The sequence below is a fragment of the Imperialibacter sp. genome (genome assembly GCF_040222815.1).
GTDB lineage: Bacteria > Bacteroidota > Bacteroidia > Cytophagales > Cyclobacteriaceae > Imperialibacter.
Map to the genome: position 1 here is coordinate 197,477 of NZ_JAVKCH010000040.1, position 14,644 is coordinate 212,120.

The window sequence follows — 14,644 nt, forward strand, 5'->3', positions numbered from 1 at the left end:
AAACGAGGCCTCCCGACCTCGTTTCATTCACCTTATCGTTTGCTTTGACTATTCCCAGAAGAAACCACCTTCAAAGGAGCTATATGCCTGACCGCCAGCACTGGGCGGCGTTGAAGCTGCATCAAAGGTATCAAGATAGGGTACCCAGCTAGCCCCGGATTTCGATAACAGCTTGAATTTTACAACAAAGCTATCGCCGCTATTGACAATCGGAACCATACCTCCTATGCTGGCAGGCATACCCAGGGTCGCCGGGTCAACCACGCCTCTCGGCGTCACTCCATCGCCGTCAAAAATTGACATTTCCATGCGTGTCTCATTCGGTTGAAAAGATCCGTTGAACAGTGGTATCTGGGTTAGTCCCTGCCAAACAAGTACGCCGTTGCCCCTGTTCGATTCGGCCTCGACAAAGTCAAGTGTCTCATTTAACACAAGGTCATCATATCCATCCCCATCCATCGAGGCCTTGATTCCTCCAATAACTGGGCTCCAGTAAATTGCGTTATTATTTGCGAGCGCTATGTCTGAAAACGTCCAAACTAGTTCCCCAAACGGAAATCCACGCTCATCCTCAAAGGACTGTTCAAAACTGGCACCTATTGTTTCAGGTGCGGCGGGTCCGTTTAGCACTTCTACCTCGGCAGGGGTGATGTCGACTACATCAACGCCGTCATCTATATTGATGTTGATAACGATTTTACCGTCGTCAAGGTGTGCATCTGCATTAATTCTGTAGTGGGTTCTTGGCAGTGGATTTTCTATAGTAGCAGTGAGAGTCCTATCAATCGTAGTTCCATCGAACACCTTAAAGTAAGTCATCGAAATCTCGATAAAAATAGGATTACCGGCTCTGAAGTAGCCTTCCAGTTCTTCTGAGTCACCATAGTCAAGCTGCTCACCAGTGTTGTTATAGGTAACAACCATGCCGTAAGTGTCAAAATCCATTTTAATGTCGTCAGAGTAAACGACTGACACCTTGTAATTAGCCAAAGTTACCGTAAGAGGGATTTCCTTGATCTCTTCCTTATCAATTGTGAAGTTGTCGGATCTTCCAAAATAATACGGATTATTGAAGGCTGCGTCCACCAGGTTATCGGAGTGCGCCTCGATGTAGTACTCACCCGTCTCCAGCTCAATCTCTTCCGGTGCACTCGACCATGGATCGAAAACTATCACCTCAGAGTCATCGGTAGCGTCGAAAATAGTGACGACGTAGTCGCCCAAATCAACCACTTCCGCTACCCTACCCGAAGTAGGAAATTCGTCAATGGCTAGTGCAAGGCTGAGCTTCAGCACACCCTTGTCAGCTAGTGGCTCTGTTGGATCCTCGTTCTTGTTGCAAGACAGAAGGCATGACGCAAACAGAACCACTAAGAATAATTGTGAAATTCTTCTCATGATTAGTATTGTTTTGATGGTAAAAAAATGCTCCTGAGCTGGCTAACCTTATTGTAAGGTACATTATTATTGTAACTAAATCAATTTCAATCCATTAGGTGCTAGAAAATACCTAAAAGTAAGTACTCCAGCCGGTGAATTTGGCAGAGTGACCCTTACAAAACTCCCTGTGGCAACAAGTTTTGCTGGCATAAAATGTATGACCGCTCTCCGATGATGGAGACGGCGGCAGAGTGAATAACAATGCGGGGTAGCACTGCCCGTTCGGTCAGCCTGCTCTTGTGTTTGGCACTTTCAGACAAAAAAGACAAAGTGTTACTGACTTTCGTGCAATATTTTTATTACCTGCTATTGTAAACCAAAAGATAGTTTCTACTTTTGTACCTCCAAAATCGGATTGACCGATGGTGTAACGGTAGCACAACAGATTTTGGTTCTGTTTGTCAAGGTTCGAATCCTTGTCGGTCAACTTTCAAAAGTCCCGGTGAAAGCCGGGATTCTTACTTTCTGGAGTGCTCTATTTTGATGGAACCAATTGAATCATCTGTAAAGATCTTTCCTGGAACGGGATCGTTAGACTTGGCGAAGAAAATTGCTGAGGCCTATGGAAAACCTCTTGGGAATTACTCTTCTCAGCGCTTCAGTGATGGTGAACTTTCCTACAGCTTCAACGAGTCGATCAGAGGCTGTGACGTTTTTCTGATCCAATCTACCTGCCCACCCGCCGACAACCTGATGGAGCTTCTGCTCATGATAGATGCGGCAAGAAGAGCCAGCGCCAAGTATGTCACAATCGTGGTGCCCTACTTCGGTTACGCACGCCAGGACAGAAAGGACAGGCCAAGAGTTTCCATTGCAGCAAAATTAGTAGCCAATGTAATGCAATCGGCAGGTGCTGACCGACTGATGGCCATGGACTTGCATGCCGGACAGATTCAGGGCTTTTTTGATATCCCTGTTGATCACCTTGATGGCACGGCTATTTTTGTCCCGTACCTCAAGTCGCTCAATCTTGATGCACTGACATTTGCTTCTCCCGATGTTGGAGGTGTAGCAAGAACACGAACGTTTGCCAAGCATTTCTCTGCCGATATGGTTATCTGCGACAAACACCGCAAGCGTGCCAACGAAATCGCTTCTATGCAGGTGATTGGAGACGTGACCGACAGAGATGTAGTGCTCATAGACGACCTTATTGACACCGGCGGCACACTTTGCAGGGCAGCCCAACTGATCAAAGAAAAGGGTGCCAGAACGGTAAGAGCGATTTGTACTCATCCGGTGCTATCGGGCAATGCTTACGCCAATATCAACAGCTCGGTGCTCGAAGAACTTGTTGTGACGGACACCCTACCCCTTAAACAGCAGTCATCAAAAATAAAGGTGCTTACCGTTTCAGACCTTTTCGCCAAGGCCATCAATAATATTCACAGCCACGGCTCCATTAGTTCGCTATTTATAAATAATTAATATACATCATTATGAAAACAGTAGAGATTATAGGGTTTAAAAGAGCAAATCTCGGTAAAAAGGAGTCCAAAGATCTTCGTGCTGCGGGCAGTGTTCCATGTGTCATCTATGGAGGAAAAAGTCAAGTGCATTTCCATGCGCCTATGATTCTTTTCAGAGACCTTGTTTACACACCAAATGCAGCTTTTGTCCATCTGAATGTTGAGGGACAAGAGTTTAAGGCAATCTTGCAAGACATTCAGTTCCATCCGGTAAACGAGATGATTCTGCATGCTGACTTCCTTGAATTGAATGAAAACTCACCAGTAAAGCTTGACATTCCTGTTAAGTTCCTGGGCGTAGCCCCTGGAGTTCAAAAGGGTGGTAAGTTGGTTTCTAAGATGCGTAAGCTTACTGTAAAAGCACTTCCGTCCGAAATGCCGGAGTTCATTGAAGTAGACATCAGCAAGCTGGAACTCGGCAAAACAGTTAAAGTAGGAGAGCTTGGAGAAGCTAAATACAACATCTTGAATAGTCCTCTGGTTTCTATCGCATCAGTTGAAGTCCCAAGAGCTCTTAAAGGCAAAGGCGCTGATGGAGAAGAGGAAGAGGAAGAAGCATAAAAAAGATTCTAATGCCGTCAATATGAAAATCCTGCCTGTTAAGGCGGGATTTTCTATTTTGGAGGCAGCAGACAAAAGATTAACGCAATGAAATACCTAATAGCAGGACTAGGCAACATCGGGCCTGAATACGAGCTTACACGGCACAATATCGGCTTTCTGGTATTGGACCGGCTTGCTCAGGCAGAGTCTGCCAGCTTCACCTTCAATAAGCAAGCCTACACAGCTGAAATCAAACATAAGGGCCGAAGCCTGCACCTCATTAAGCCCACCACCTACATGAACCTCAGCGGCAAGGCTGTGGCTTATTGGATGCAGCAATTGAAAGTCCCAAGGGAAAACATCCTTGTTATCACCGATGACATTGCCCTCCCCTTTGGCAAGCTTCGGATGAAGCCCAAGGGATCAAGCGCTGGTCATAATGGCCTCAAAAATATCGAAGCGACACTTGGGGGCCAAGACTACCCAAGACTTCGTTTCGGCATTGGGGACAATTATTCGAAGGGCGCCCAGGTGGAGTATGTTTTAAATAATTTTTCTAAGGAAGAAATGGCCCTCCTGCCTGAAAGAATGGACAAATCCATCGATATGATCCTCTCATTTGCAACAATAGGAATCGAAAGAACTATGAATTTTTTCAATGAATAATTGACTATCCAAAACTTTATATTTCTTTGCATAAAATTATAGTGTTATGAATTAGGTATGATTCATCCTCACACTGAACTCCGACTGGTAAATGACACCGTAGGCTACGGTGTATTTGCCACAGAATTTATCCCTGAAGGTACAATTACGTACATCAGGGATAGTCTGGAACTTGAAATCACCCCCGAAGCATTCGAAAAATGTGTCCCGCTACTTCAAGAGAAGATCGAAAGATATTCTTACATAGATCAGCGTGGCGTTAGGGTGGTGAGCTGGGACCTTGCCAAGTATGTAAATCACTGTTGCCAATGCAACACGATGAGTACTGGTTATGGTTTTGAAATTGCAATCCGGGATATTTTTCCCGGTGAACAGATCACCGATGAATACGGTATTTTTAACATGACAGAGAGAATTGATCTGCTGTGTGATAAGCCGGGTTGCCGTGGATCGGTTAGTGCCGACGACTTTGACGCCTACTACCCAAAGTGGGATGAAACGCTGAAACAGTCCTTAGCAAAATTAAAACAAGTGCAGCAACCGCTGATGCCATTAATGGAGGAGGAAACCGTTGAGCAGTTGGAGAGTTACTTTAGCAACCCTGCCAACTACCTGTCGGTCTATTCCTTAAAACTCGAAAAGGAGACTGTAAAGGCTAGATAAACCTTTCAGCTCGTGTACTACCAGAATTAAATGAGAAAAGCCCCATTCCGGGGCTTTTCTCATTTAATAGAATTCAAATCTTTCTGTGAATTAAAGGGATCTAACGGCGTCTGCGTAGTTCCTAAATTCAAGATCTGTAAGTGCTTTTTCTTTCAGCGAAGAGTCTTCAGCAATCGCTGATTTCAGGCCGTTTGTTACTTCTGTGGCATTTGAAGTACGGGCACCTACAATCGCAAGGCCATAGAACGCTTTCGCATAAGAGCTATCCTTATCAGTAGCGTCTTTGAATGCCGTCTTAGCATTTGAGAATTCTTTCTTAAGAACCAAAGCAAGACCTCTGTTGAAAGACACCTCGGCGGAATTGTCAGCACCAGCGAAAGACATCAATGCCTTGTCATACTGAGCAGTTTTTACCTCAAGAGTTCCTTTCAAAGTATTAAGCTTTCTCAAAGCATCACCCGTAGCTCCAGAAACAGTTCCTGCTACATCATACGCTTTAGTGTTGTCACCCTGAAGCATATATACTGTTGCCATGTTTACCAATACCTCTGGAGTATTCGCCTTTTGCTTATTAGCTATTTCCAACTGAGTAAGCGCCAGGTCAACATTCTTCTTCACGTCAGCGCCGCTGGCTGCTGCAGCCATTTGAAGATAAACAGCACCAAGGTTGTTGTGCGCTACCCAAGTATCCTGCTTCTTAATAGCAGCTTTGTAGATAGCTTCTTTCTCAGTAAGTGATGGAGTAAGTGTTGCGCCAAAAAGCAATTCTGCATTTGAAAGTGAATCAGCAGAAATTCCACCTTCACCAATTTGCTTGGCCAGAACAGCAATTTCAGGATTAGGGCGTTTAACTTTAACAGTCAAAACTTCAGTTTTTGCAGTACGCAATACTGGGTAGATTTTGTCAAATACTTTCTTGTAACCTGAAAGCTTCTGTAATGCCTTTTCTTTTTCTTCGAAAGTGCCTGTTCCGTTTACCACAGCAAGCATGGCAGTTTTTTCATCAGAGCTTACACCGTCAAAGCCATTCAACATGGTTTTGAACTGTGTCCAGTCCTGAACTACTGGCTTCAAAACGAATTTGATCTCGTCAGCCATACCTTTGTAGTCATACTTGGCCATCATGTCTCTGTACCATTTTTCAATCGCCTCAGCACGATCCTGAGATAGGTCAGAGTTGATTGTTTCAGTACCTTCAGGAGAGTGAGTACCTGTAATGGTTACAGTACGGGTTACGTTCCTATCGGCAACGAACGCAGTGAAATCTTTACCACGGTCACTGTTTTTCTCAGAAGTCCTAAGAACTGAACGACCTTGTTCAAAAAAGAATTCAACGTTTGTCGGTTCCAATTCTTCTTTGTCGTTGTATCCGTGGTCAGCGTAAGAAGCTGCTACAATGTCTTCTACCATCAAAGATGTGGTGATGACACCTTCAGCTACTTTCATTTTTTCAGTAGTCTTGTTTTTTGCTCCTTTGGCAGCAACACCCTGGATCATTACATCACCCTTCGCCATTGCTGGGTCGTAGGCAAATGAGAATGTTTGGCTTTTTCTGGATGTTGTAGAACTGCTGTTAGGAAAATCACCTGCTTTGAATTCAACTGTGCCTAGCTCGGCTTCGTTGGTTCCATACTGATAGAAGGTTTTTAGGCTGTAAGAAGTACCGCCTGGAAGCATTTTAGGAGGAAGTATAGCGGACATTTCAAATTCCACTTTGTCAGCATGAAGCTCTAAAGGATTCGGGGTCACTTCCAACTGCTGGTCATTGGCAAGTTTTATCATCTTGTTTAGCGCACAACCTGACATCAGGAGTGATCCAAACAATATGCCGAAAGCAAGTCTCGTTTTTTTCATTTGAATAATGTTTTGAATGATTATGAATTCCGACGTAAAACTATTGTTATAATGGTTCTATTGCAATTATACGGAAAATAATTTTGCATTAATCAACCGTTAGAACAATATACGACTTTTGTTATTAACTTTGCGATGCTAAAAGTCGGTGTTCATGATACAGTTTCTTGAAAAATACGCATTTGGGGTCTGTAACAGGCTAGGCGATTACCTAAAAATCCCTACTACTAGTATCAGGCTGTTTTTTATTTATTCGTCGTTCTTAACTTTCGGATCACCTTTGATCGTTTACCTGACGTTGGCATTTATCATGCAGTTCAGGCGTTGGTTCAGAAGACGTGACAATATACTTTGGTATTATTGAATTCTGTGTTGCAGGTTTCCGTAGCCTTTCTTCCCGGTTAAGTACGCAAGAGGCGCAATTCCCTTATAAGTGCCTGTCAGCGATTTCAAAGCTTTCTTTGGCTGAATCGATCTGTATTTCGAAAAATTTCTTACAATAAATACATGGGCCTTTGAAACAGCCTTTGCATGATCTGCTTTGCCCGACACCAAAAACCTGAGCAAAATCAAAAAGTCAATACTGAACCGCAAGGGTATTTTCCACCACAAGGATCTGGAAAGGTCGTTTTTCAACAATAGAACAATGCTGTTTCTAAAATTGAGATAGGTTTTATAGGCATTTGAGCTGTCGAGCGTGCCTCCACCAACATGATACACGACCGACTCCCCCTGGTAACAGACCCTGTAGCCAGCCATCTTCAGACGCCAGCAAAGGTCAATTTCCTCCATATGAGCAAAAAAGGTGGTATCTAGCCCGCCTGCTTCGTTAAAAGCAGTAGACCGGATAAACAAACAAGCTCCGGTAGCCCAAAAAACTTCAAGCTGATCGTTGTACTGTCCGTTGTCTTTTTCAAGGGTTTCGAACACCCGCCCCCGGCAAAACGGGTAGCCAAGCACGTCGATGAAGCCACCAGCCGCACCGGCATACTCAAAGGTGTCCCTCAAGTGCCATGAAAGAATTTTGGGTTGGCAGGCCGCAATCGCTTTGTCTGCTTCGAGAAGGGAAATCATTGGCTGAAGCCAGCCCTCCGTTACTTCCACATCTGAATTGAGCAAAACGTAGTAGTCGGCGTCTATCTGAGCCAGCCCGGCCTGATAGCCACCGGCATAGCCCAGGTTCACTTCAAGGCTAATAATTTTTACATCAAGAAAGTTTTTCTTCAAAAAATCTATAGAACCATCGGTTGAGGCATTGTCTATCACCCAAATGTCTGCTTCAGGCGAAAAATCGATGACCGAGGGCATAAAACGGTCAAGATAGTCTTTGCCGTTGAAGTTGAGAATGGCTACAGCGACCTTTGGGCTCATACCATGCTGCCAAAGTCGAACCCCGGAATGTTGGGTAGTACTCCCTCTGTGCTCTTCTTTATTTCCTCTTTGGCTTTTTCTTCAGCCTTTTCTGTGGCCATGTTTACCGCCGCTATCACCAGATCCTGAAGCATCTCTTTGTCTTTGTCATTGAGAAGTGATGGATCGATATCAAGGCTTACAAGCTTCTTCTTTCCATTAACAACAGCTTTCACCATGCCAGCGCCTGATTCACCTTCTACCTCAATCAGTGCAAGGTTTTCCTGGGCAACTTTCATCTTGTCCTGCACCTCTTTCACCTTACCCATCATTTTCATCATATCAAACATACGCTCTTCGTTTAGTTTTTTAGCAGAACAAAATTACCGCTTTTTTTGATCACTCTGCCTCCGGCATCGGTTCCTTCCACATAATACCTGTATGTTCCCTGCGGCGCCCGGGCACCTTTGAATACGCCATTCCACCCTTTGGGTTGCTCAGTTGTGTAAAACACCAACTCTCCCCAGCGATTGTAAATTCTAAAGATAAAATCAGACACCTCCGGCCCCTTCACCCCAAACTCCTCATTCAGACCGTCTCCGTTGGGGGTGAAGGCTGAAGGCAGATAAAGATCACTATGAAAAGCGATGGCCCGCCTATTGCTGGTGGTGACAAAGTCGGCATCCACGCCTAATCCTTCGGCTCGTACAGTTACATAAGCCGCATTGCTGTATTCCGAAGTAAGTCGTAACTCGTAAAAGGTCGGATCCCATACATCGAAAGTGGTCAACAGCACCATATTAATGTCCCAAAGGTCAACATAATATTGCCGCACGCCGTCGGTCAGGGGCAGGTATCGATTCCAGGTCAAGTGGAAGGTATTTGTTTGCTGTTGCTCGCTATTGAGAAATACAGGCCGGGTAATCGTGCCCGGAGGGGAAAGGTTGTCACACTCGTCGCTATAGCGAATAGTATAAGAATAGCTGTTCTTCAAAAACTGTGGATTACTTACCACCTGCTCAGTAATTTCCGACTTAAAGGTAGCACCCGTGCTGAAATTGCTGCCGTCAAAAGAGTAGACTGCCTGGTAAGTAGTATTAGCATTGGCTTGTTCGGCACTCTCCCAACTAAGAAAAAGATCGTCGCCCTGATAAGTTGAATAAATCCCTGTAATCGGTGTCAGGTTTTGCTTTTCGAAGGATGTACCGCAAACCACCTGGCTCAAAGTAAACCCTACCGGATAATTGACCCTCACCTGGTAACAATAATTGGTATTGCAGATGAGGGTGGAGTCAGGATACTGGGTTGTTCCCGCATTGGCAGACTGATAATATAAAGTATCGTTGCGGTAGATTTCAAAAGACTGAGCTGCCGGGCCGGGAGGAATCCAGCTAAGGAGATTTCGATACTGTTCGAAACTGGCAGCCAGGCTTACCTGACAAAGTGTATTGGAGTAGTAGTACTCATTGTTGCAGGGATCGTAGGCTGCCAGGCGAAAACAATAGTCGTTTGTCATCGGCAGCAGCTGATCCAACAAAATTTGATTCCCCTGAAAGACCAACGGAATCTCGCTAAAAGTGCTTCCATTGTTTTCCGACACCTGCAATACGTAGCTAATACCTGAGTTGAGCGTGGCACTGATCAGCATGGTGCTGTCCTGAAAAGTTTCGATGCTATTCAAGATCGGGTCGGTAAGCTCCCTTCTGGTGTTGATCATTACGTTGGTTTCACCACATCCATCATTGCCGCCGCTGTAGAAGCCCTTTACTCTCACGGGAAAGCTGCCGGCCACGCCATAGTCATGAGGAACGGCGTAGTTACCAGCCAGCACATCCACTGAGTCGACGGCAGTGTAGTAAACCCGGTAAAAATCGTAGGGGCTCGCAGGCACCTTCACGCTGGCTGAAAAATTGCGGCAGTTGGCGACCGTTACCTGCGGTGGTTCCGGAGAGTTTACTGTTATCTCCAGCGTGTCCGTCTTGGGATTGATATCCAACCCAATCACCTGAACAATGTTGAAAGTACCGGGTGTATTGAATGTGTGGGTGGTGCTGTTGGTTACCGGAGCGCCGTCTTCATACAAATACTGCCTGGAGATATTTCCGAAGTTATCCAACTCCGATACATTGATTGTAAGCGGAGCGCAACCTATGGGTTTGTCAACAGAAAAGCGGCCGATTTTACTGGTCTTTTGAGCATGTGCGGCTACCGAAAGTGCCAACACCCCCCAACATATCGCAAGCTGAATAAACCGTTTTCTCTGAATCAAAGCCAAGTAATTAACCTGCCTGGTACTGTTACTCAGGCCTTTCGGGTAGTTAAACAACGCAATATAAAACAACGAAATTGCTTCCCTTACCTTAGCTCGCTAATGATTTGATCTATTGTGAATGTTTTTTGCTCTCCCGACTGAAGGTTTTTAAGCCCAAATTCACCCGAGGCGAACTCCGACTCACCGGCCATAAGCAGGTAAGGAATGCCCTTGCTTTCGGCATAAGTAAACTGCTTTTTCAGCTTAGCCGACTCGGGGTAAAGTTCGGCGGCAATGCCACGCTCTCTTAACTTACCGAGAACTGCCAGCGCCTTCATCGCCGAGGCTTCATTAAAATTGGCGATCAGTACTTTTGACGTGCGCAGCGACTCTGCAGGAAACAAATTCAGTTCGTCGAGCACATCATAAATACGATCAATACCGAAAGAGATGCCGACCCCAGAAACGTTAGGCAAGCCGAACATCCCCGTCAGGTCGTCGTAGCGGCCGCCGCCACAAATGCTTCCCATTTGCACAGAAGTTGGCTTCACTTCAAAAATGCAACCTGTGTAGTAGCTAAGCCCTCTGGCCAGTGTTGGGTCGATGGCAAGTTGATCCACCTTTATCCCAAAGCCTTCCACCATAATCATTACTTCCTTCAGCTCTGCAAGACCCTGCATACCCACCTCACTGCCAGCCAATAGCTTTTCAAGGCCCGCAATGATGGTAGCGTTGCTTCCGCTGAGTTGCAAAAATGGTTGTAGTTTTTCGGCTGCATTGTTGCCAAATCCTCTTTCCCTCAGCTCTTCAAATACCTTCTCCTCTCCTATTTTATCGAGTTTATCAATAGCTACACAGAGCGGGCCTTCTTTGCCTGGAGCGCCCATCAACTCGGCAATTCCACTTAGGATCTTCCGATTGTTGAGCTTGATGGAATAATCGGCCAGCCCCAGCTTTTCAAACACCTCTTTGATCATCAGCACAATCTCCGCTTCGCACAGGAGGCTGTTGGTGCCCACCACGTCAGCATCACACTGGAAAAATTCTCTGTAGCGGCCTTTCTGAGGTCTGTCGGCCCGCCACACCGGCTGAATTTGGTAACGCTTGAATGGAAAGATGTGCAGGTGCTGGTTCATCACCACATAGCGGGCAAATGGTACCGTGAGGTCGTAGCGAAGGCCTTTTTCGGAGATGCTGTTAACTAGTACCTTTGAGTCAAAATCATCAAGCATTCCAAGGGTAATTTCCTTTACCCTTGTGTTTCTAAATCTCTTCACATGGGCATTAATGGTCTGTAAATTATCGTTTTCACTAATCCAGCGATAGTTGGTTTCCTTAAAAAAGTCACAAATGTACCATGCTATTCCTTCATCCTCTTTTAGCAAAAAGGCCAAAAACTTGGAGCGATCAACAGTATCTAGATACGACAAAAAAGGGGCTATAAAGATGTCAACTTCACACTTTTCTTTTATCTTCTGATTTAAAAAATTCTGGTCTCTAAGGTCTTCAAAATCAAATTTTTGAGCGAAATCGGTCACTATTTTGGAAAAGACATCCGTAATAGCATTTGCTAAGGACTGGGATTCACTTACAAATATCCCTTTTTGTTTGCCGAAGAAATCACCAGAATTGAGAATTTTAAAAAGCAGCTGGTCTCCCTCATCTCCATATTTACCTGTCAGCGTTGACAGGTTTTCAATAGCAGGTGTTTCCAAAGGCTGGAAGCCAAATTTCTCGAACACCGCTCGGATAATTCCAAAAAGGTAGTTCCTCCTCGACATTTGGACAGGTCCAAAATCCCTTGTTCCTCTCGCTAAACCTGGTTTTTGTGCAGCCATTACTCCTGTTTTGCGGCAAAACTACGAATTAGTCGATGGAATTACCCTAAAGCTTTATGATTTATAGCGTTGGGAGTTATGATTTTGAAAGTAAACCACTATATTTGCGCTCCATTTCGAAAAATATTGAACCTCATGGGAGTTACAAGATTAAAACGCAAGGGTCGTAAAAATAGAAACGTATCAGCTTCAAGGCAGTTTTCTATCAAGCATTTGACTGCAACGCCCGTTATAAAAAATGTTGACTTAGAAGAGTTGAAGAAGCAGTTCTCTGCTCCTAAGCCAGCAGCTAAAAAAGAAACACCTGCACCTAAAGCTGAGGCTCCTGCAGTTGAAGCTGCCGCACCTGCCACAGAAGCACCAGTAGCTGAAGCACCTGCAAAAGAAGCGAAAAAGCCTGCTGCAAAGAAAACTGCCCCTCCTAAGAAGGAAGCTGCTCCAAAAGCAAAAGCTGCGAAAAAAGACAAGGACGCTGAGTAAATCACTCGGTTAAGTATATGAAAAAAGCCCTGCTTGCAAAAGCGGGGCTTTTTGTGTTTAGCAAGCCTAACGCTACTCTTTTATATATAAATCGCTACACTGCCAGTGGGCCCGCAATAAGTGATTCAGCTATTTTAGTCGCCTTATTCATGAGAAATTTCACGAAGTCGCTTAAGTAGTCGGCTCCCATTTCTTTGGACTGTTCGAGCCAGGGGTTCATGACCACAGAACGTAAGATGAAAAGCCCCTCTTGAGAGTATTCTTCCTTTGTGAAACCAAAACCAGTCAGAACATCCCCGACTGACTGCCAGGAATACTGCTCAAGCCTGAGCTGAGTTCTCGAAACAAAAAAAGCATGATCGTAAGGCATAAGATGGTGCTTGTCGGCCGTTCTCAACGAAAGGGCTTCGTAAATCCTTCTATTGATCGTGTTATTTTCCGTTAACGACGCCCGCTCCAGCAGCACCAGGTAACAGACAACATTGGTATCGGGTTGGGTCAACGGACGGATCGTCAACCGGGAATCCTGAAATACAGCGTCATCAATTAGATGATACAGCCTCTGCGCACCAGCCAACGACTGCCTGATAATTTTCCCATGACCGTTTCTGTGAAGAGGGATGGTTTTGTGTGTCAGCCAGGTTGCCAGCGCAGCAGCCCCCGGCTTCGACCCTTCAATGATATAGGGGCCAATGGCTTCATCAAGTATTTTGGTGTCGAAATAATTCACATCCGCCTGGTCGTCGTGAATATAAGGTGCCTTTTGCCTGGCATACAGCATACTGCGTTTGTCTTTAAAATTGATGACGCCGGAAGGATACTGGATATAGCCTAGCTTGTGAGGATCGATCGTTACAGAGTCGGCCAGATGTATGAATTCTATGCCCTTATTGTCGAACGCATCCTTGGAAGCAGCAGCTGATTGTTCGGGGTCGTCCACATAGAGCGTCCGCAAATAACCGCCCCAGGCTGCGTCGGCATGAAGCCAGAAGGACTTACATTGCTCCTGTTCATATTTTTTCCTTATTCTTTCGATATCAACCAACGGATCAACGGCGCCTTCCTCGGTGGTACCCAAGATACCGACCACCGCTACGATAGTTTGTGAAGCACTTAGCCCAAGTATCGCTTCTTCAAGTGCTTGGATTGAAATCCTGAAATGGGTGTCGACAGGTATTGATATCACTTGATCTTCGCCAAAGCCGAGAAGGTTGGTAATTTTTTTGATACTATAGTGTGCCGCTTCCGACACAAAGATGACTGGTTCCAGCCCAATGTCCCGGTAAAGACCAACCCCTTTTTTGCCTATGTTGAATTTGCTGGATTGAAAAGATTCCTCCAACCACCGATAAGCATCATCCGCCTTGCGCTGAGTTGCCAGCCGCTCTGGAATGCTCAATCGTTCGTTGAGTGTAAGGTTGAGCAAGTTGGCGACTGGCACATCCCTGATATCTTTGCGAGTCCCGTCAGGCAAGTGCACCTGGAAGGCGATGGATTGCTCCCGGCAAAGCCCGGCCACCATCACGGGAATCCACTGCGTTTGCCTGGCCATCCAAAGTGCTTCCATATTAGCAATGGTGCCACCAGAGGTAATGTGCGACCAGCTTTTGTCGGTGTCGTAGCCGAGCATACCAGCAATCATTTTACCCGCCTCTATTTCCAGCCTCACTGTGACGGGCGCCCCCTCATCCGAAACATTGTTGGGATTGTACAGCATACCCGCAAAATAGCCCATGACGCCTGGCATGCTTGTTTCCGATATCATATGCGCCAGGTAGCGGGGCGAGTAAAAGGGATAGTCAGCCTTCAGCTGATTAAGAGCAAAATCGAGCTCGTTACTCAATTTATCAAACCACAAGTCGTGCGAGCGTCGCTGGGCCCTACCCAAAATCAGTGGATCCTCCGGAAAATAGTTTTTCCGCCAGTGGGCGTAGTCCTGAAAAATGTAATTGATTACTTCTTGCCAGACGCCTGCCTGCTCTGACTTTGGCCCCAGGAACCAGGCGCCCAATGGAAGCTCTTCTTCTGACTTCGCCATAGCTACTACTCTTTTTCTCTTCAAAGCTAAAACTACCCCTCCGACGACCCTA

Annotated in this window: 13 protein-coding genes and 1 tRNA gene; 7 read left to right on the forward strand and 7 right to left on the reverse strand. The window is 45.6% G+C overall.

Annotated features, from left to right (window positions below):
• Positions 1 to 48: 48 nt before the first annotated feature.
• Positions 49 to 1,398 (reverse strand): DUF4493 domain-containing protein, encoded by a 1,350-nt coding sequence (locus tag RIF36_RS20510; protein ID WP_350124079.1) that lies wholly within the window; start codon positions 1,396 to 1,398, stop codon positions 49 to 51.
• 398 nt (positions 1,399 to 1,796) lie between these two features.
• Between RIF36_RS20510 and RIF36_RS20515 the strand changes: the two genes are divergently transcribed.
• The 5 genes from RIF36_RS20515 to RIF36_RS20535 all read left to right on the forward strand — a co-directional run bounded on the left by RIF36_RS20515 (position 1,797) and on the right by RIF36_RS20535 (position 4,781).
• Positions 1,797 to 1,867: transfer RNA gene (locus RIF36_RS20515), tRNA-Gln, on the forward strand.
• Positions 1,868 to 1,923: 56 nt separating this feature from the next.
• Complete coding sequence (locus RIF36_RS20520; RefSeq protein WP_350077752.1) at positions 1,924 to 2,868, forward strand: ribose-phosphate pyrophosphokinase; 945 nt, start codon at positions 1,924 to 1,926, stop codon at positions 2,866 to 2,868.
• Positions 2,869 to 2,879: 11 nt separating this feature from the next.
• Complete coding sequence (locus tag RIF36_RS20525) at positions 2,880 to 3,470, forward strand: 50S ribosomal protein L25/general stress protein Ctc (RefSeq protein ID WP_151999784.1); 591 nt, start codon at positions 2,880 to 2,882, stop codon at positions 3,468 to 3,470.
• Positions 3,471 to 3,557: 87 nt separating this feature from the next.
• Positions 3,558 to 4,118: an aminoacyl-tRNA hydrolase gene (gene pth, locus RIF36_RS20530; protein WP_350124082.1), complete on the forward strand. Its 561-nt coding sequence runs from the start codon at positions 3,558 to 3,560 to the stop codon at positions 4,116 to 4,118.
• A gap of 57 nt (positions 4,119 to 4,175) precedes the next feature.
• On the forward strand, positions 4,176 to 4,781 hold the full coding sequence (locus RIF36_RS20535; RefSeq protein WP_350093840.1) for an SET domain-containing protein: 606 nt from the start codon (positions 4,176 to 4,178) through the stop codon (positions 4,779 to 4,781).
• Positions 4,782 to 4,871: 90 nt separating this feature from the next.
• Here RIF36_RS20535 and RIF36_RS20540 read toward each other — a convergent pair whose 3' ends face one another.
• Entirely contained in the window at positions 4,872 to 6,635 is a 1,764-nt protein-coding gene (locus RIF36_RS20540; RefSeq protein WP_151999781.1) for a tetratricopeptide repeat protein, read from the reverse strand.
• 154 nt (positions 6,636 to 6,789) lie between these two features.
• On the opposite strand from RIF36_RS20540, the gene RIF36_RS20545 reads away from it, so the two are divergent.
• Positions 6,790 to 6,999, forward strand: coding sequence for a PspC domain-containing protein (locus tag RIF36_RS20545; RefSeq protein WP_151999780.1), 210 nt, complete (start codon positions 6,790 to 6,792; stop codon positions 6,997 to 6,999).
• Here the strand turns inward: RIF36_RS20545 and RIF36_RS20550 are convergent.
• The 4 genes from RIF36_RS20550 to hisS all read right to left on the reverse strand — a co-directional run bounded on the left by RIF36_RS20550 (position 6,993) and on the right by hisS (position 12,074).
• On the reverse strand, positions 6,993 to 8,006 hold the full coding sequence (locus tag RIF36_RS20550; RefSeq protein WP_350124085.1) for a glycosyltransferase family 2 protein: 1,014 nt from the start codon (positions 8,004 to 8,006) through the stop codon (positions 6,993 to 6,995). The genes RIF36_RS20545 and RIF36_RS20550 overlap by 7 nt on opposite strands.
• A complete protein-coding gene (locus RIF36_RS20555; RefSeq protein ID WP_350077742.1) occupies positions 8,003 to 8,335 on the reverse strand; it encodes a YbaB/EbfC family nucleoid-associated protein in 333 nt (110 codons plus the stop codon). Before RIF36_RS20555 ends, RIF36_RS20550 begins: the two co-directional genes overlap by 4 nt.
• An 11-nt stretch (positions 8,336 to 8,346) precedes the next feature.
• Positions 8,347 to 10,254 (reverse strand): T9SS type B sorting domain-containing protein, encoded by a 1,908-nt coding sequence (locus RIF36_RS20560; RefSeq protein WP_350124088.1) that lies wholly within the window; start codon positions 10,252 to 10,254, stop codon positions 8,347 to 8,349.
• Positions 10,255 to 10,340: 86 nt separating this feature from the next.
• The gene (gene hisS / locus RIF36_RS20565) at positions 10,341 to 12,074 is read right to left on the reverse strand and encodes a histidine--tRNA ligase (RefSeq protein WP_350124091.1); all 1,734 of its coding nucleotides are present in this window, start codon (positions 12,072 to 12,074) and stop codon (positions 10,341 to 10,343) included.
• A gap of 78 nt (positions 12,075 to 12,152) precedes the next feature.
• On the opposite strand from hisS, the gene RIF36_RS20570 reads away from it, so the two are divergent.
• Positions 12,153 to 12,554 (forward strand): hypothetical protein, encoded by a 402-nt coding sequence (locus RIF36_RS20570; protein WP_350124094.1) that lies wholly within the window; start codon positions 12,153 to 12,155, stop codon positions 12,552 to 12,554.
• Positions 12,555 to 12,648: 94 nt separating this feature from the next.
• Here the strand turns inward: RIF36_RS20570 and RIF36_RS20575 are convergent, their stop codons facing one another.
• Positions 12,649 to 14,592, reverse strand: a complete 1,944-nt coding sequence (locus tag RIF36_RS20575) for a pyridoxal phosphate-dependent decarboxylase family protein (RefSeq protein WP_350124097.1) — start codon at positions 14,590 to 14,592, stop codon at positions 12,649 to 12,651.
• Positions 14,593 to 14,644 lie beyond the last annotated feature (52 nt).

Bases quoted from the DNA above. Each gene is read 5' to 3' on its own strand.
- RIF36_RS20510 (WP_350124079.1), bottom strand. From the start codon at position 1,398: ATGAGAAGAATTTCACAATTATTCTTAGTGGTTCTGTTTGCGTCATGC.
- RIF36_RS20520 (WP_350077752.1), top strand. From the start codon at position 1,924: ATGGAACCAATTGAATCATCTGTAAAGATCTTTCCTGGAACGGGATCG.
- RIF36_RS20525 (WP_151999784.1), top strand. From the start codon at position 2,880: ATGAAAACAGTAGAGATTATAGGGTTTAAAAGAGCAAATCTCGGTAAA.
- pth (WP_350124082.1), top strand. From the start codon at position 3,558: ATGAAATACCTAATAGCAGGACTAGGCAACATCGGGCCTGAATACGAG.
- RIF36_RS20535 (WP_350093840.1), top strand. From the start codon at position 4,176: ATGATTCATCCTCACACTGAACTCCGACTGGTAAATGACACCGTAGGC.
- RIF36_RS20540 (WP_151999781.1), bottom strand. From the start codon at position 6,635: ATGAAAAAAACGAGACTTGCTTTCGGCATATTGTTTGGATCACTCCTG.
- RIF36_RS20545 (WP_151999780.1), top strand. From the start codon at position 6,790: ATGATACAGTTTCTTGAAAAATACGCATTTGGGGTCTGTAACAGGCTA.
- RIF36_RS20550 (WP_350124085.1), bottom strand. From the start codon at position 8,006: ATGAGCCCAAAGGTCGCTGTAGCCATTCTCAACTTCAACGGCAAAGAC.
- RIF36_RS20555 (WP_350077742.1), bottom strand. From the start codon at position 8,335: ATGTTTGATATGATGAAAATGATGGGTAAGGTGAAAGAGGTGCAGGAC.
- hisS (WP_350124091.1), bottom strand. From the start codon at position 12,074: ATGGCTGCACAAAAACCAGGTTTAGCGAGAGGAACAAGGGATTTTGGA.
- RIF36_RS20570 (WP_350124094.1), top strand. From the start codon at position 12,153: ATGATTTTGAAAGTAAACCACTATATTTGCGCTCCATTTCGAAAAATA.
- RIF36_RS20575 (WP_350124097.1), bottom strand. From the start codon at position 14,592: ATGGCGAAGTCAGAAGAAGAGCTTCCATTGGGCGCCTGGTTCCTGGGG.